This window comes from Ralstonia sp. 110700041-2 (assembly GCF_056280165.1).
This window is the reverse complement of sequence record NZ_JBSFAI010000004.1, coordinates 21361-35833: the sequence shown is the minus strand read 5'-3', so window position 1 is coordinate 35833 and position 14473 is coordinate 21361. Positions and strand designations below refer to the sequence as shown.

The following is a 14473-nucleotide window of genomic DNA, read 5'->3' as shown; positions in this document are numbered from 1 at the left end:
CCGCTCAGGCCTTTTCCGCGCGCGGTGCTTGCGGCACCGTTTGCGGACCGGACGCGCCGGCGGGTGCAGCGGATGCCGGTGCTGCAGGTGATGCAGCCAGCGACGGGTCGCCCTGCGCATCCGATCCCTTCACCTGGCTCACCCAGAACACGCAGAACAACCCTGCCGCCACGGCCAGCCAGCCGTTGAGGCCATAGCCCTCGATGCGGCCGCTGGCGCCACCGGACAGCAGCAGCCCGCCAAGCCACGCCCCCACGCCAGTGCCCACCGACATCACCGCGCTGTTGGCCGAGAGGAACGCGCCGCGCACCTGCGGGGCCGGCACCGTGGTCATCAGCGCCTGCATCGGCACCATGCGGCTGGAGAGGATCACCATGAAGAACGGGAAGAACAGCAGCATGCCGATGAAGGGCCAGTCGGGCAGATGCGTCATCACCAGCACCGGGATGAACGCCAGCAGTGCGGCGCCCACGAACACGCGGCGGCGGCCGTAGCGGTCGGCCAGCTTGCCCACGGCGCGTGAGCTGAAAAACGATGCCGCGCCGCCCGCCACATACAGCCACGACAGGTTTTGCGGCGGCACCCCGTGGTTGGCCACCAGCACCGGCGAGATGAACGGAATCACCAGCATGTGCGAGCCCATCATCACGAAAGTCAGCACGAACGCACGCAGGTGGCGCGGGTTGGTGAGCAACCGCCACAGGCCCGAGAGCACCTCGCCCAACGTCTGGCTGCGATTGCCTGCCAGATGTTCGGCCAGCGGCGGAATGGTCCGCCGCGCGCCCAGCCAGATCAGCACCGTGAGCGCCGTGAGCAGGAAGAACGGCGCCGACCAGCCGAAATGCGCGCCAATGGCAATGCCCGCAGGCACGCCTGCCATGGCCGCCAGCGCAAACGACGACATCACTACGCCGGTAGCCGCGCCGCGCCGCGCGGGCGGAATCACGTCCGACAGCACGGCCATGATGATCGACCCGAGCACACCGCCCGTGACGCCCGCAAACGCCCGTGCGAACAGCAGCATGCTGTAACTGCCCGACAGCGCGCAGGCCAGGTTGGCCAGCGTGAAGAGGCCGTAGACGGTCAGCAGCAGACGGCGCCGGTCGAAGCGGTCGACATAGGTGGCGGCCAGCAGGCCGGAGGCACCCGAGCACAGCGAATACACCGACACGGCCGTGGCGAACGCCGCCGGACCGATGCCAAACGTATGCATGATCTGGGGACCAAGCGGCATCATCACCATGAAATCCATGATGACGGTGAACTGCGTGAGCGCGAGTAGCCAGAGCAACCGGCGCTCGCGCGAGGAATCAAGTAGAGGCATGAGGGCGAACGAAGAAAGAGAGGAGGCGGCGCACGCGGCTGCCAGCAGAAGGCAGTAGGCCGGCGCGCCGTGTTATGTCGAAAAACATATCTTACGATAGTTGTCGCGACATAAGAAGTCAAACTTTATTCAGCGGGATTCTGCGCCTCGTCACGTGGCCAAGGCGCGCGATGCGCTATTTCGCGCGCAGCATCCAAAGCACGTCCAGCACGTGCTGCGTCGATCGCTCGACGTGGCCGGCCCGGTGCGCGATGCCAAGTTCACGCCACAACGCCGGCCGCAGCGGCCGCATGGTGATGCGCACATCCGACGGTACGGCGGACGCCTCGTGCGGGAGCAGCGTGGCGCCATAACCGGCGGCAACGAGGCTTTTGATAGCGTCGTTGTAGTTGAGCTGGATGCGCGGCACGGGGTGATAACCGTCCGTGGCGAACCACTCGGTCGTCTGGCGCGAGAGACGTGTGGTGGCGTCGTTCAGGATCAGCGGCTGCGCGGCAAGCCACGCGGGCGTGATGCGTGCCGGACTCGTCCAGTGCGAAGGCAGGAACGCCATCACGGGATCGCGCCGCCACGGCTTGATCGCCAGCCCCGCCACCTGCGATTGCGGCAGCGCCACAAGGCCAATGTCGAGCGCGCCATCGGCCAGACCCGCCAGCGTTTCCTGCGAAGTGAGCACTGCCACCTGCACGTCGATGCCAGGGTGGTCTTGCCGGAGCACCTCCAGCGCCTGCGGCAGCAGATGCGCGATGGCGCCGGTGGAGGCGCCCAGCCGTACGCGCCCGCTCAGTCCCTGCACCTGGCGTTGGATGTCGTCCAGCGCCTGCTCGGCATCGGCGAGCAGCTTGCGCGCGCGCTCCACCATCACCTCGCCAATGGCGGTGGGCTGCACCTGCCCGCGCTTGCGTGACAGAAGTTGCGCGCCCACGCGATCTTCCAGCTCGGCGATATGCAGGCTCACGGTGGGCGCTGCCAGATGCAGGGCCCGCGCCGCGTCGGCAAACGATCCGCGGCCGGCGACTTCGACGAGGGTGCGCAGGCGGTCCAGGCTGATCTCTCGCATGATTCAGAAAAGCTGAATGTGAGGGTTGGGAAATTCAACTTTTCATATTCTAGGTCGCGCTCGAAGATGGGGGCTCGCATTCATCACCAACTTCTTTCCCTGGGAGCGCCCCGCCATGTCCACGCCCCTCGTCTTCATCGACGGCGACCAAGGCACCACCGGCCTGCAGATTCACGAGCGGCTGCGCGGCCGTGTCGAGCGGCAGGACCTGAAACTGCTGACGCTTCCCGCCGACGCCCGCAAAGACGGGCAACGCCGTGCCGAGGCGATCAACGCCTGCGATATCGCCATCCTGTGCCTGCCCGATGCGGCCGCGCGCGATGCGGTCGCAGCCATCGTCAACCCGCGCGTGCGCGTGATCGACGCCAGCTCCGCGCATCGCACCACGCCGGGCTGGGTGTACGGCTTTCCGGAGATGAGCGAGGGGCAGGCCGATCGCGTTGCGGCGGCGTCGCGCGTGACCAACCCGGGCTGCTACCCGACCGGCGCGATCGGGCTGCTGCGTCCGCTCGTGCAGGCGGGCCTCGTGCCGGCGGATTACCCGATCAGCATTCATGCCGTATCCGGCTATTCGGGCGGTGGCCGTGGCGCAGTGGAAACCTACGAGGGGCAGGAGGCAGCAAACGCGCTGCCGTTCCAGGTGTACGGGCTGGGTTTGGCGCACAAGCACACGCCGGAGATCCAACTGCACGCCGGGCTCACGCAGCGGCCGATGTTCGTCCCGGCCTACGGCGCGTATCGCCAGGGCATTGTGCTGACGGTGCCGCTGGAGCTGCGTCTGCTCAACGCCGGCGTTGATGCGACTGCGCTACATGCATGTCTGGCAGACCACTACGCTGGCGCGCCGCATGTGGACGTGATGCCGCTGCAGGCACCGTCCGCCTTGCCGTATCTCGATCCGCAAGCGCTCAACGGCACCAACGACATGCGCCTGGGCGTGTTCGCCAACGACCACGGTCAGGTCTTGCTCACGGCGGTGTTCGACAACCTCGGCAAGGGCGCCTCGGGCGCGGCGGTGCAGAACCTCGATCTGATGCTGGCGCAGTAGTGGAAAATCGAATGGAAGGCATCGCAACATTTAATTGGTCGATTGTGGGCGACTTCGCTATCGTCAACGCCGCCCGCGTACGAACCGCCTGTTGCTGTTTGCGCCCGGGGCCGGACCAACCCATTGCCTGAATGCAACATGTCTAAGACCACGTATTACGCGCCGCATGGCGGCCATCCGCCGCAGACGGATCTGCTGACCGATCGCGCGATGTTCACCGAGGCGTACGCGGTGATCCCCAAGGGGGTGATGCGCGACATCGTCACAAGCTGGCTGCCGTTCTGGACCCAGACGCGCCTGTGGGTGATCGCCCGCCCGCTCTCGGGCTTTGCCGAGACCTTCTCGCAGTACATCGTTGAAGTGAACCCGGGCGGCGGCAGCGACAAGCCCGAGCAAGACAAGAACGCCGAAGCCGTGCTGTTCGTCGTGGAAGGCGAAGCGGAGCTGACGCTGCAGGGCAAGAAGTACACGCTCACGCCGGGCGGCTACGCCTTCATTCCGCCGGGCGTTGACTGGACGCTACATAACGTCAGCGATGCTGCGGTGCGCTTCCACTGGATCCGCAAGCACTACCAGGTCGTCGAGGGCATTCCCCTGCCGGAAGCCTTCGTGACCAACGAACAGGACGTCGAACCGATCCCGATGCCGGGCACCAACGGCGCATGGGTGACGACACGCTTTGTCGACATGAGCGATATGCGCCACGACATGCACGTCAACATCGTCACGTTCGAGCCGGGCGGCGTGATCCCGTTTGCCGAAACCCACGTGATGGAACACGGCCTGTACGTGCTCGAAGGCAAGGCAGTCTATCGCCTCAATCAGGACTGGGTCGAAGTGGAAGCCGGCGACTTCATGTGGCTGCGCGCGTTCTGCCCGCAGGCCTGCTATTCGGGTGGCCCTGGCCGCTTCCGTTACCTGCTGTACAAGGATGTGAACCGTCACATGAACCTGACGTTGAACCCGTCGCGTTAAGCGTCGCATGTGTCAGATAAAAAGCCCGCCGGTGGTTTGCCGTCGGGCTTTTTTATGGCTGTCGCTTTTGATTCTGAGATTGGGCCTACTTGCGCGTCGCCACGATGAACAGGCGCGGAAACGGCAGCAGCACCGTGCCTTCGTCGAGTGCGGGATAGGCCTGGGCAATCATGTCGCGATAGCGCGTGAGGAATACGGGGCGCTCGTCCTCGCTCAGCGCTGCGAGGAATGGCCGCAGCGCGCTGCCCTTGAACCATTCGACCACCGCATCGACGCCGCCTTGCAGCGGATGCATGTACGTGGTGCGCCACACGTCCACGCGCGCGCACAGCGGCGCGAGCAGCGCGTAATAGCGGCGCGCATCGAAGCGCTCCGTGCGCTCTACACCCTTGAGCTTGCCGGCCCACGGCCCCTCAGCAGCCACTTCGCGCATCAGGCGGTGCGCCGGTTCGTCAAGGTTGTCCGGCATCTGCACAGCTAGGTGGCCACCCGCCGCCAGCTTGCCGATCAGCTTCGGCCGCTGACGAACGATCCGTATGTCCTCGTCTGCCGCGACGATCATCCGCTGGCCAAGCGGCGCCGCATCCGGTGGCAAGCCTTGCAGCCCCACCCGCTCATCTTTGCCGGCGAGGTCAGCGGCAACCGCAGCCTGCTCGACGGCGCGCTCAAGGCGAGCGGCGTGATGCTGCATTCGTTCTACGAAGTGCAGCGCAGCTCAACGGCGCTCGGGTTGGTGGCGGAAGGGCTGGGCGCGGCGGTGGTGCCGCGGCTCGCGCTTCAGAAGAGCGCGTATCCGATGATCCGCACAGTCGAACTGGTCGAGCCGGAAGTGTCGTGCACGCTGGTGCTCGTCACGCGCAAGGCGGCGCAGCTGTCGCCTGCGGCGCGTGCCCTATACGACCGCATCGCCGAGGGGGCAACGCCGGCGGCCTGATGCTGGCGCAGAGGGGGCGTGTCGTCCAGCGCCCCGCTCATGCAACCGCGGCCATTCACGCACGCGAGCCGTCGTTGCCGCCGGGGTAGCTCGTATCGCCGCGCCATGCCAGCACATCGTGTGCGTTGGCTTGCCGATCCGCGCCTTGCGCATACGGATCGAAGCGATCGTACTTCCACGACAGATAGCCATAGGTGTCGGCCTGGCGATCCGCACCTTGCGTGAACGGGTCCGTCTTGTCGACGGCGCCTTGCGTATACGGATCGAACTTGGCCTGCGCGGCGGCAGCCGGTTGCGCGATGAACAGTGCGGCAGAAGCGGAAAGCGTGGCGAGCAAGGCCAGAGTAATGCGGCGGGTATGCATGGTGAACTCCTCGTACAGTGAACGTGCCGCCGGAGGCGACATCCATTGGATCGCTGGCGGAGCGTGGCCGCTCGGATCCCACAGGTTGGTCGCGGTGCACATGCAAACCTGACACTGCATCGACGAAAAAAATTGCCGCACCAGCCTGTACCTGCAGATACGCAGGCCACGCGGCAACGGATGCAGCCTCGCGAAAAACGCGTGGACGTTGGTGCGGTCAACGGGCTGATGGCGGCGGTCATCGAGGGCCACCTGAGCGATCACGTGATAAAGGAACCTGCCGAGGCGCAGCGCCAGGAAGATCCCGATGCAGTGATGCAGGTGATCAAGTCGTATCTGCAGTCGTGAGCGCCGGGCCTCTTGCGCCGTGCGGCCGATCCCGCTAGGCTGCCGCAACGCCATCGGCCGTGCCGCTTCACCGATTCCCAGAGACCCTCGTCTTCATGTCACGACTTCACGCCACCCTCCTCGCTGCCGGCCATCGCGCTCGCGTGGATGACGTGTGCGTGCAGCCCGGGCCCCTCCCTCCTCCTGTCGTCTCGTCGGGCTACGACGTGATCGGCGCACCGCCGCCGCCACATCTGCCCGCGCTCGGCTGACTCTCAGCCGCTTCGTTTCCGGTTGACCTGAACGAGGGCTCGGGCACACGCCCGAGGCAGGCGCTTGCCTGCGCGCCGGAACCCGACATCTCTATTCGACAGGTGAGTGGTATGCGTTCCATGCAAGCCGCGCTGGCAGGCTCCGGCGCGACGGTTCTATTCGTGCTGCTGTGGAGCAGCGGCGCAATCTTTGCGGAGATCGGTGTGCAGCATGTCCCCGCGTTCGCGTTTCTGGTTGGGCGCTTTGCGCTCGCGTCTTTGGTGCTGGCGGGCCTCCGCCTCCGGCGCGGGCAGTGGTGGCCGGCGCCGGGATCACGGCTGAAGGTAGCCGCCACCGGTGCATTGCTGACCGGCGGCTATTCGATTTGCTATCTGCTCGCGCTCGACTCCGGCCTCACGCCCGGGCTGCTGGCCACGGTGCTCGGCGTGCAGCCGCTGCTCACGCTGCTGGTGACCGAGCGCACGTGGTCTGCACGGCGGACGGCCGGCCTGGTGCTCGCGCTGGGCGGCCTATCGTTCGTGGTGGGCGGAGCCGATGCGCATCAGGTGCCGATGGCCGGTCTCGGCTACGCATGGGCCGCGCTCTTCAGCATGACGGTGGGCGCCATCTGCCAGAAGCGGCTGGACCAGTTGCCCATCGATACGCTGCCGCTGCAGAATGCGGTGAGCCTCGTTCTGTGTGCGGGGTTTGCTTTTGCGCTGCCCACGCAATCACTGGCCTTCACACCCGGCCTGCCCGGCATCGCCGCCTTGTTGTGGATGGGCGTGGTGATGTCAGTGGGTGCGCAGTTGCTGTTCTACCGGCTCATGCAGCGCGGCAATCTCGTCAACGTGACAAGCCTGTTCTACCTCGTGCCGCTGGTGACGGCGCTGCTGGATAACCTCGTGCTGGGGCATCGCCTTGCGCCCGTTGCAGTGGCGGGGATGGCGATGATTCTGCTGGGGTTGGCGGTGGTATTCCGGGTGCGGCGGTAGATTGGTGTGCGGTTGCTGCTAGGCGGTCGGCAACCGCACCGTCACCCGCAACCCGCTGGCACGATCATCCGGCTCGCCGAGGTCAACCTCCCCGCCGAGTCGCCGCACCACCGTACTCACGATCGACAACCCGAGCCCCGAGCCGGTCGCCTCGTTGCCGAGCACGCGATAGAACGGGTCGAACACGCGTGCGCGTTCGTCGATGGGGATGCCGGGGCCGGTGTCCTGCACGGCAATCGACACAACCTCCGCGTCAATGGCCACCGACAGGTCGATGCGACCGCCTTCCGGTGTGTAGCGGATGGCGTTGTCCACGAGGTTGCGCACCACGACGAAGAGATCGAGCTCGTTGGCATGCACGCGCGCATCGGCTTCGGTGGTGACGCCCATGTCGAGCTGCTTGGCGTCGGCAAGCGGCATGAGGTCTTCCAGCACGCTGCGGAACACGCTCTGGACGGAGACGGTGCCCGTTGGCACGCCGGTGGCCTCTTGCGCGCGCGCCAGGGTGAGGAGTTGTTCGAGCAGCCCGCGGCTACGCTCGATGCCCTGGCGCAGCGTGCCAAGCCGCGCCTGCGCGTCGGGCGACATCGCGGCCTGCCCGAGCCGCTCGGCCTGCAGCGACAGTGCGGAGAGGGGCGTGCGCAGTTCGTGCGCGGCATCAGCGACAAAGCGGTGCTGGGCATCCATGGACTGTTGCACGCGCGCGAGCAGGCGGTTGATCGCCACCACGAACGGGCGCACCTCGTCGGGCACGGCTTCGGGCGCGATGGCGTGCAGTTGGCGCTCGTCGCGTTGGTCCACCTCATGCGCGAGCCGCTTGATGGGCGCGAACATCTTGCGCAACACGTGGGCGACGGCCAGCAGCAGGATCGGCACAAGTATCAGGAACGGCATCAACGTGCGCAGCGCGCTGTCGCGGGCGGTTTCGTCTCGCACGGCGGTTTCCTGCGCCACAGCGATGCGCTGGCCGTTGGCGAGCGTGCGGACCCACACGCGGTAGTCGCGTTTGCCCAGGCGTGCGGTCTGCATGCCGTCGGTCAGCACGGGCGGGCTGGCCGCAGGCACCGCGCCGGCCGGCGGCAACACCTGCACGATCACGCGCGCCTCCGTGTCCGAGACCTTGGGCGCGTCGGCCGCCTCGCCTGGTGCGGGCAGGTGGCCGGGGTCGAACATCGCCCCGACCTGGCGTAAGACGTCGTCCTGCAATTCATACGCTTCGCGGAAAGCCGAGGCAAACGCAAAGCCGCCGGCCAGCACCGCCACCGCCACGATGATCACCGACAGCCACACCGATAGCCGCTGCTGCACGGATGCAGCCGCAGATGTGGCTGCTGTCATTGGCCCCTCGGCACCATCCATCCCACTCCCCTGACGTTCTTGATGGCCTGCGCGCCGAGCTTTTTGCGCAGTGCGTGGATGAGGAATTCGACCGCGTTGCTCGCTACCTCGTGGCCCCAGCCGTAGATGCGCTCTTCCAGCTCCGTGCGCGAAAGGATGGCGCCCGGCCGCAGCATGAGCGCCTGCAGCAATGCAAACTCGCGCGCGGACAGGCGTACCGGCTCGGCATCGCCCATGCGCGCTTCGTGCGCGGCGGGATCGAGCGTCAGCACGCCATTGGTGAGCACGGGGCTCGCTGCCCCACCCTTGCGGCGCAGGACGGCGCGCATGCGGGCGAGCAGTTCAACCATCTCGAAGGGCTTGAGGATGTAGTCATCGGCGCCGCCGTCGAGACCGCGTACGCGCTCATCCACCGCATCGCGCGCGGTCAGGATCAGCACCGGGACAGGATTGTCGCGGGCGCGCAGGCTGCCGAGCACTGCATGGCCGTCCTTTCCGGGCAGGCCGAGATCGAGCAGCAGCAGGTCGTAGTGTTGGTGCGCGGCCACATCCAACGCGGTCTGACCGTTACGCACCCAGTCCACCGCGTAGGCGGCGTCCTGCAGCGCGGCTTCCACGGCCGCGCCAATCATCGGGTCGTCTTCAACTAGGAGGACTCGCATTCAGTGTCGGGTGAACGGTCAGACCGATTGCAGCGCACCGCGCCGGGCCTGCCAACTCGGCGGATTCTCCAGAGCGATGGAGGAAGATTCCGCACCAGTCTGCCGAGGCAGACTTAGACGAGCCATAGCCGCCCGGTGGCCGATGCCTTACTGCGCCAGCTGCCGCAACTTCCATTCCCCGCTTGGCTGTTTGCACAGCCACGCGGTCCACTGCTCTTTGCTGCTGCCGCGCGCGAGTTCGCTCTGCAGGCGTCGGCACGATTGGCCGGCGTCGGTCTTCGACTCCAGCGGCGTAATGGTCGCGTCGATGGCGGGCTGCTTGCCCGTCGCCGCAGACGTCCATTGGGCGGGCGTGTTGTCGGCGGTGTTCCTCAGCACATCGCCGATGGCCTTGGTGAACGACTTCAACTCCGTCGGGCTCATCGAACCAATGATCGTGCTGGCCAGCACGTTGCGGAAATAGGCAAACGACGGCGTGGCAGCAGCAAACAGTGCAGCGCCCGCGAAGGCGAGTGCAAGACGGCGGCGATGCGACATGGGGTCCCCCAGGATGTGAAGAAAAAGGTGCCTTCATCCTAAACCATGCCGCGTCGGGCTGTGGGGGTGCGCGCAGCGGAGCGTAGCTGCGACCGCCCCGCCGCCGTCAAGCCTTGGGCGCCTTCACGAGCACCACCGGGCATTCAGCATGGGCGAGCACCCGGCCTGCCACCGAGCCCATCAGCGCCTCGACGAACACGCCCCGACCATGCGAGCCCATGACGATGGCCGCCGCTCCCGCACCTTGCGCGTGATGCACGATGCGCTCCGGTGGAAAGCCCACGAGTGCGTGCCGCTCGAACGGCACGCCAGCCGCACCCAGGATCGCGCAGACCGAGGCCATGGCGCCGGTGCTTTCCTCCGCGTACCACGCATCAACCTCTGCCTTGCCGACGAGCGATTTGATGTCGCCGGAGAGGTCCGGCATGCAATGCACGACGTGCACCGTCACGTCGCTGCCGAAGAGCGTCTTGTCGGCAATGCAGCGGGCGGCCGCATCGGAGTAGTTCGATCCGTCCGTTGCCAGTACCAGGGTTTTCATGTGGCCTCCTTGCCGTGTGTGCCGCCGCGCCCGTGCGCGGCTGGTATCTGTTTCCACGGTAAGCGCTGCTGAAAGCGGCGCGTTGATAGGAGTCAACGGAAGCACCCGGTGCGATTACGCTGTCAGCGCTTGCACAGGAAGGCAGGCAAAATGCGCAAGTTGACCCAGACGCCGCGCCCCACATGACGACCACACCATCCCTTTCCGATTACCCGCTGCAGTCGACCGACAAGCTCCGCTACGGCGACACCGACCGCCAGGGCCACATCAACAACGCCGTCTTCGCCACGTACCTGGAAACGGGCCGCGTAGAGATGCTCTTCTCGCCCGACAACCCGCTGGCGGCGCCCGGCTGCGAGTTCGTCATCGCGCAGCTCGTGCTCGACTTCCGCAACGAAATCCTCTGGCCCGGCTCCGTGCAGATCGGCACGCGCGTGGCGAGCGTCGGGCGCAGTTCGGTCAAGCTCGAGCAGGCCATCTTCCAGAATGGCGAATGCGCCGCGACATCGCAATCGGTGATCGTGCAGATCGACGTTGCCACGCGCCAATCAAGCCCCATTACCGACAGCGCCCGCCAGCGTTTGGCTGCGCTTACCGCCACCCCCGCCGGCGCTGAAGCGGAGTGACGCGCGCTGTACGCAAACGAACGCCCGCAGAAAATTTTTAACTTTGCTTGCACTTGCGCCCCTTGCCGGTGGGAAGATGGCTCTCCCGTTCAATCACGCGGAGGTGACCATGGGACTGTTGGATGAAGTGGGCAAGATCGCCGGCGCCGTCGCCGCGGTTGAAGCCGCCGAGAAAGTCGATCCGGATGCCGGCCTGCTGACCAAGGCCGTCGCCGCCGTCGCCGGTTTCAAGGGCGCGGGCGCGCTGGAAGAGATGATCGAAAAGAAGGACGAAGCCAAGGCCGAAGGCGCCGAGGCCGCTCCGGAAGATGGGGCTGCGCCACAGGCTTGATTGCTTGCAGGCTCAAAAGGATTTGGGGGACCCCGCCGGTTGGCGGGGTTTTTGTTTGTCTCGAGCGTTGACGAATCAGGAGAACACGGCCAGTCCGTGCTTCTGCACCAGCTGCAGGAGGCGTGCGGCCATGCCGCTAGGTTTCTTGTCACCTTGCTCCCACTGGCGCACCGTCGAAGCAGTGGTGTTGAGATATGCAGCGAATACGCTTTGGCTGACATTCACGGATTTTCGGATACGCGCGATTGTCTTCGCGTCGAATTCCGGCACAGGCTCGATGCACAGGTCGTCGTATTCGCGCATGGTCTTCTTATCGATGAGCTTGGCGCGATACAGGTCGGAGGCGAGGCTGTGAATGGCCTCAGATGCGTCGCTCTTGAATCGTGTCTTAGTCATTGCAAATTTCGTCGATGCGGGGCAGCGCACAAACTTAGCGAGCAATGAGAGTCATCGCTATCGGAATTGGCCGCAACTCATGGCATAGCGCTTCTTTGGAGAAGACCGTGACCATATAATCCCCACCGTCACCGCACCAACGGTGACCGGGTTTCGCAGCCCGTCCACGCTCACCACAGACGGACAGCCGCCTTTCGCGCGGCGTTTTCATGTCCGGTGCTTGCGCACGCCTATGCTTCTTTTGCGGCGGGCCGGGCAGGGAGACCTTCGGGTCTGCCGGTTTCCTGTGGTGGCCGGTCTGCGAACCCTGTCGTCAGGCCCGCCACCCTCGTTTCGCAGCGAATGGCGGGTCTCCTGCAATCACCACAGGAGGCCACATGGCTACCGCACTCAGCGGGCATCGCCCCGCGTCTTACCCTTCCCCACCGCCTTGGCGCTGCAGGCTTCCTACACAACCGGGAGGTGCCGCATGTCGCTGACCAAAAACCGCCTCTACCTGGATGGCGCGGTGTCAGCGCGCGCGTTTCTGTGCCGCACGCACAGCGTCATGCGCGACCCTGGGCATTGCCGGCCCGGCAGGCTGCGCGAGCAGCTCACGTATTTTTCGGAACACGCGTATCCGCCGGCATTCGTGAAAGGCTTTATCGATGCCATCGACGCGTATCTTTCGATGTCGCTCGGGGGGAGCGACGTAGATCCGCACACGTGGGAGGTGCTGGCCGCCATCGAGCGCCGGCGGGTTTCCGCCGCATAAGAACAGTTGGACACATCCCCGAGACTGGCGGGGATGCCGGCACCACGCCGCAACGCCGTGGAAGGCGCTGTGGCATGCTGGGCCCTCACATTTGAGAAGGACACAGCGGGAGCCATCTTGAAGCTCGATCACATTGCCGTCGTTGCGCAATCGCTTGAGCAAGCGCAGGCCTATGCCTCGCAGCGGTTCGGCGTGGAGCTGCCTGCCGGCGGCAAGCATCCCTTGATGGGCACGCACAACCTGGTCACGCGGATTGCGCCCGGCGTCTTTCTGGAGTTCATCGCCATCGACCCGGAGGCGGCGGCGCCCAACAGGACGCGCTGGTTTGCGCTCGACCGCCTGACGCGGGAAGGCACATTGGAAGAGGCGCCACGGTTGTTCGGCTGGGTCGCGAGCGTTCCGGATCTGGCGCGCAACGTAAGCGAATCACCGCAGCACGAATTGCTTGAAGTGACGCGTGGCGATTTGCGATGGCACTTCTTTCAACGCAGCGACGGCGAAGCGGAAGCGGGCGGTTGCTGGCCCGCACTCATCGATTGGGCCGGCGGCCAAAGCCCGGTCGGCAGGATGCAGGAGGTTGGGCTGCGCCTGAACCAATTCCAACTCACACATCCGGAGATGCCGGGCATCCGCGCAAAGCTTCAGGGGCTGGGGTGGGATGCTTCCGAACCGGAGAACCGATACGTCGAATTGTCGGAGGCGGCACGGCCGGCTTTGACGCTTGTGCTCGATACGCCGAATGGGCTCGTGCAGATCGAAGGCGGCGGCCTGTAACCGCTGGCCACGGGTCAGGCGGCGCGCCGCTCGCCCACCCGCTGCCGCGTAGAGAACCCGTCGCGCACGCACTGCGCCAACGCCAGCGCCGCCGCACTCGCGCCTTGCGCAGGCAGCAGCAGGCTGATCGCAAACATCGGCAGTTCCGGAAGGCCGGCTTCAGGCCCGAGGATGTCGAGGTCCGCCGGCACCGTCGGCGTCAGCCATGCCGTGACGGCCAGCCCGGTGCGCACCGTGGCGGTGGTCGCTTCAATGTTGCCGCTCTCGAACACCGTGCGCCATTCGATGCCGTGCTCGCCGAGCGCCTTGAGCACGCGGGCGCGGAAGGCGCAGCTCTCGTCCACCATCGACAGCGGTAGCGGGCGCTTCGCATGCACGTTGCCGCCGCGCGGGCCGACCCACACCAGACGCTCCACGCACAGGCAGTCGCCCGTGGCTTCGTCCACCGGCGCTTCGACCACGGCGACGTCCAGCTCGCCGCGCGCAATGCGCTCCGTCAGCTCGGGCGAGGTGCCGCAGACGATGGTCAACTCCACCGACGGCCACGCTTCGGTAAAGGCCTTGAAGATCGGCGGGAAAACGGTGCCGACCAGGTCGTAAGGCACGCCCAGGCGCACCGGCCCCTGCAGCGGGCGCGCCGCCATGTCGGTCCAGATTTCGTCGTTGAGGGCGAGCAGGCGTTTGGCGCGGCCGAGGAAGCGTTCACCTGCGTGGGTGAGTTCGAGCCGCCGGCCGTCGCGCTCGAACAGGCGGCACTCGAAGGCATCTTCGAGCCGCTTGATCTGCTGGCTGATGGCGCCCTGCGTGAGGTGCAGTGCGTTGGCCGCCACCGTCATGCTGGCGTTTTCGGCCACGGCAATGAAGGTACGGACGAGGGTGATGTCGAGGTTCTTGGCCATGGCGGCATTCTAGAAGCTAATGCATTGCCGCAAAAACCGCATCGTTGCTAATGGCTTGTCAGCGCACGGGGCGGACGGATCGGTGGCCCGCTGTGTGCGGCCTGCCCCGCTGCCAGGGTCGCGCGCAACCGTGTGCCAGTGCGGAATTGCTGCATTGCCGCATGTCGCAATCGCCACCAAGGCAACGGTCTGCCAACTGCAGCGTGCGGGTTTGCTGCATGCCGTCGAGCGATGCCTCTAATGCGGGTAAGCCCGGTCGTTTGAAACAACCCGGCGCGCCTACGATGTGAAGTCGTGACCGGCAACAAGCCGGCGGCGTCGCTCGCCCATTAGAAA

General features: G+C 65.9%; 19 protein-coding genes and 1 pseudogene. 10 read left to right on the top strand and 10 right to left on the bottom strand.

Annotation, left to right across the window (positions count from 1 at the left end; translation table 11 throughout):
- Positions 1-4: 4 nt before the first annotated feature.
- Both ACUXH0_RS06910 and ACUXH0_RS06905 read right to left on the bottom strand, forming a co-directional pair.
- The gene (locus ACUXH0_RS06910; RefSeq protein ID WP_012436791.1) at positions 5-1324 is read right to left on the bottom strand and encodes an MFS transporter; all 1320 of its coding nucleotides are present in this window, start codon (positions 1322-1324) and stop codon (positions 5-7) included.
- A 175-nt stretch (positions 1325-1499) separates the two neighbouring features.
- Positions 1500-2384, bottom strand: coding sequence for a LysR family transcriptional regulator (locus ACUXH0_RS06905; RefSeq protein WP_012436792.1), 885 nt, complete (start codon positions 2382-2384; stop codon positions 1500-1502).
- A gap of 115 nt (positions 2385-2499) precedes the next feature.
- On the opposite strand from ACUXH0_RS06905, the gene argC reads away from it, so the two are divergent.
- Together argC and ACUXH0_RS06895 are read left to right on the top strand one after the other, a co-directional pair.
- The gene (gene argC / locus ACUXH0_RS06900; RefSeq protein ID WP_012436793.1) at positions 2500-3432 is read left to right on the top strand and encodes an N-acetyl-gamma-glutamyl-phosphate reductase; all 933 of its coding nucleotides are present in this window, start codon (positions 2500-2502) and stop codon (positions 3430-3432) included.
- Positions 3433-3570: 138 nt separating this feature from the next.
- Positions 3571-4407 (top strand): bifunctional allantoicase/(S)-ureidoglycine aminohydrolase, encoded by an 837-nt coding sequence (locus tag ACUXH0_RS06895; protein WP_004628432.1) that lies wholly within the window; start codon positions 3571-3573, stop codon positions 4405-4407.
- Positions 4408-4492: 85 nt separating this feature from the next.
- On the opposite strand, the gene ACUXH0_RS06890 is transcribed toward ACUXH0_RS06895, so the two are convergent.
- A complete protein-coding gene (locus ACUXH0_RS06890) occupies positions 4493-5098 on the bottom strand; it encodes a trans-aconitate methyltransferase (RefSeq protein ID WP_037057044.1) in 606 nt (201 codons plus the stop codon).
- Here ACUXH0_RS06890 and ACUXH0_RS06885 point away from each other — a divergent pair.
- Positions 4979-5341, top strand: a pseudogene (locus tag ACUXH0_RS06885) (LysR substrate-binding domain-containing protein); the annotation flags it as partial. The gene ACUXH0_RS06890 and the pseudogene ACUXH0_RS06885 overlap by 120 nt on opposite strands.
- A gap of 55 nt (positions 5342-5396) precedes the next feature.
- Here the strand turns inward: ACUXH0_RS06885 and ACUXH0_RS06880 are convergent.
- On the bottom strand, positions 5397-5705 hold the full coding sequence (locus ACUXH0_RS06880) for a hypothetical protein (RefSeq protein ID WP_182593818.1): 309 nt from the start codon (positions 5703-5705) through the stop codon (positions 5397-5399).
- A 180-nt stretch (positions 5706-5885) separates the two neighbouring features.
- Between ACUXH0_RS06880 and ACUXH0_RS06875 the strand changes: the two genes are divergently transcribed.
- The 3 genes from ACUXH0_RS06875 (at position 5886) to ACUXH0_RS06865 (ending at position 7279) form a co-directional block, all read left to right on the top strand.
- Positions 5886-6053: a metal-sensitive transcriptional regulator gene (locus tag ACUXH0_RS06875; RefSeq protein WP_235202066.1), complete on the top strand. Its 168-nt coding sequence runs from the start codon at positions 5886-5888 to the stop codon at positions 6051-6053.
- Between the two features lie 95 nt (positions 6054-6148).
- A complete protein-coding gene (locus ACUXH0_RS06870; RefSeq protein WP_170816395.1) occupies positions 6149-6304 on the top strand; it encodes a hypothetical protein in 156 nt (51 codons plus the stop codon).
- Between the two features lie 111 nt (positions 6305-6415).
- Positions 6416-7279, top strand: coding sequence for a DMT family transporter (locus ACUXH0_RS06865; RefSeq protein WP_182593817.1), 864 nt, complete (start codon positions 6416-6418; stop codon positions 7277-7279).
- An 18-nt stretch (positions 7280-7297) separates the two neighbouring features.
- On the opposite strand, the gene ACUXH0_RS06860 is transcribed toward ACUXH0_RS06865, so the two are convergent.
- From ACUXH0_RS06860 to ACUXH0_RS06845, 4 genes are all read right to left on the bottom strand, one after another.
- Positions 7298-8638 (bottom strand): ATP-binding protein, encoded by a 1341-nt coding sequence (locus ACUXH0_RS06860; protein ID WP_182593816.1) that lies wholly within the window; start codon positions 8636-8638, stop codon positions 7298-7300.
- Positions 8614-9279: a response regulator transcription factor gene (locus ACUXH0_RS06855; RefSeq protein ID WP_004628419.1), complete on the bottom strand. Its 666-nt coding sequence runs from the start codon at positions 9277-9279 to the stop codon at positions 8614-8616. The genes ACUXH0_RS06860 and ACUXH0_RS06855 overlap by 25 nt, the downstream gene beginning before the upstream one ends.
- Before the next feature lie 147 nt (positions 9280-9426).
- Entirely contained in the window at positions 9427-9816 is a 390-nt protein-coding gene (locus ACUXH0_RS06850) for a hypothetical protein (RefSeq protein WP_182593815.1), read from the bottom strand.
- Positions 9817-9922: 106 nt separating this feature from the next.
- A complete protein-coding gene (locus ACUXH0_RS06845) occupies positions 9923-10357 on the bottom strand; it encodes a universal stress protein (protein ID WP_004628414.1) in 435 nt (144 codons plus the stop codon).
- 182 nt (positions 10358-10539) lie between these two features.
- Between ACUXH0_RS06845 and ACUXH0_RS06840 the strand changes: the two genes are divergently transcribed.
- Positions 10540-10983 carry an acyl-CoA thioesterase gene (locus ACUXH0_RS06840; protein ID WP_004628413.1) on the top strand — a complete coding sequence of 148 codons (444 nt, stop codon included), beginning with the start codon at positions 10540-10542 and terminating at the stop codon, positions 10981-10983.
- A gap of 109 nt (positions 10984-11092) precedes the next feature.
- Positions 11093-11314 carry a hypothetical protein gene (locus ACUXH0_RS06835; protein WP_009239453.1) on the top strand — a complete coding sequence of 74 codons (222 nt, stop codon included), beginning with the start codon at positions 11093-11095 and terminating at the stop codon, positions 11312-11314.
- A gap of 75 nt (positions 11315-11389) precedes the next feature.
- On the opposite strand, the gene ACUXH0_RS06830 is transcribed toward ACUXH0_RS06835, so the two are convergent.
- Positions 11390-11710: a helix-turn-helix domain-containing protein gene (locus ACUXH0_RS06830; protein WP_182593814.1), complete on the bottom strand. Its 321-nt coding sequence runs from the start codon at positions 11708-11710 to the stop codon at positions 11390-11392.
- A 469-nt stretch (positions 11711-12179) separates the two neighbouring features.
- Between ACUXH0_RS06830 and ACUXH0_RS06825 the strand changes: the two genes are divergently transcribed.
- Positions 12180-12464, top strand: coding sequence for a hypothetical protein (locus ACUXH0_RS06825; protein ID WP_015856032.1), 285 nt, complete (start codon positions 12180-12182; stop codon positions 12462-12464).
- 117 nt (positions 12465-12581) lie between these two features.
- Complete coding sequence (locus ACUXH0_RS06820; RefSeq protein ID WP_182593813.1) at positions 12582-13238, top strand: VOC family protein; 657 nt, start codon at positions 12582-12584, stop codon at positions 13236-13238.
- 14 nt (positions 13239-13252) lie between these two features.
- On the opposite strand, the gene ACUXH0_RS06815 is transcribed toward ACUXH0_RS06820, so the two are convergent.
- A complete protein-coding gene (locus ACUXH0_RS06815) occupies positions 13253-14137 on the bottom strand; it encodes a LysR family transcriptional regulator (protein WP_182593812.1) in 885 nt (294 codons plus the stop codon).
- Positions 14138-14473: the final 336 nt, after the last annotated feature.

What these genes read in the sequence shown, in the direction of transcription:
- ACUXH0_RS06910 (WP_012436791.1), bottom strand. Translation starts at nt 1,324, where the DNA reads ATGCCTCTACTTGATTCCTCGCGCGAGCGCCGGTTGCTCTGGCTACTC.
- ACUXH0_RS06905 (WP_012436792.1), bottom strand. Translation starts at nt 2,384, where the DNA reads ATGCGAGAGATCAGCCTGGACCGCCTGCGCACCCTCGTCGAAGTCGCC.
- argC (WP_012436793.1), top strand. Translation starts at nt 2,500, where the DNA reads ATGTCCACGCCCCTCGTCTTCATCGACGGCGACCAAGGCACCACCGGC.
- ACUXH0_RS06895 (WP_004628432.1), top strand. Translation starts at nt 3,571, where the DNA reads ATGTCTAAGACCACGTATTACGCGCCGCATGGCGGCCATCCGCCGCAG.
- ACUXH0_RS06890 (WP_037057044.1), bottom strand. Translation starts at nt 5,098, where the DNA reads ATGCAGCATCACGCCGCTCGCCTTGAGCGCGCCGTCGAGCAGGCTGCG.
- ACUXH0_RS06880 (WP_182593818.1), bottom strand. Translation starts at nt 5,705, where the DNA reads ATGCATACCCGCCGCATTACTCTGGCCTTGCTCGCCACGCTTTCCGCT.
- ACUXH0_RS06875 (WP_235202066.1), top strand. Translation starts at nt 5,886, where the DNA reads ATGCAGCCTCGCGAAAAACGCGTGGACGTTGGTGCGGTCAACGGGCTG.
- ACUXH0_RS06870 (WP_170816395.1), top strand. Translation starts at nt 6,149, where the DNA reads ATGTCACGACTTCACGCCACCCTCCTCGCTGCCGGCCATCGCGCTCGC.
- ACUXH0_RS06865 (WP_182593817.1), top strand. Translation starts at nt 6,416, where the DNA reads ATGCGTTCCATGCAAGCCGCGCTGGCAGGCTCCGGCGCGACGGTTCTA.
- ACUXH0_RS06860 (WP_182593816.1), bottom strand. Translation starts at nt 8,638, where the DNA reads ATGGATGGTGCCGAGGGGCCAATGACAGCAGCCACATCTGCGGCTGCA.
- ACUXH0_RS06855 (WP_004628419.1), bottom strand. Translation starts at nt 9,279, where the DNA reads ATGCGAGTCCTCCTAGTTGAAGACGACCCGATGATTGGCGCGGCCGTG.
- ACUXH0_RS06850 (WP_182593815.1), bottom strand. Translation starts at nt 9,816, where the DNA reads ATGTCGCATCGCCGCCGTCTTGCACTCGCCTTCGCGGGCGCTGCACTG.
- ACUXH0_RS06845 (WP_004628414.1), bottom strand. Translation starts at nt 10,357, where the DNA reads ATGAAAACCCTGGTACTGGCAACGGACGGATCGAACTACTCCGATGCG.
- ACUXH0_RS06840 (WP_004628413.1), top strand. Translation starts at nt 10,540, where the DNA reads ATGACGACCACACCATCCCTTTCCGATTACCCGCTGCAGTCGACCGAC.
- ACUXH0_RS06835 (WP_009239453.1), top strand. Translation starts at nt 11,093, where the DNA reads ATGGGACTGTTGGATGAAGTGGGCAAGATCGCCGGCGCCGTCGCCGCG.
- ACUXH0_RS06830 (WP_182593814.1), bottom strand. Translation starts at nt 11,710, where the DNA reads ATGACTAAGACACGATTCAAGAGCGACGCATCTGAGGCCATTCACAGC.
- ACUXH0_RS06825 (WP_015856032.1), top strand. Translation starts at nt 12,180, where the DNA reads ATGTCGCTGACCAAAAACCGCCTCTACCTGGATGGCGCGGTGTCAGCG.
- ACUXH0_RS06815 (WP_182593812.1), bottom strand. Translation starts at nt 14,137, where the DNA reads ATGGCCAAGAACCTCGACATCACCCTCGTCCGTACCTTCATTGCCGTG.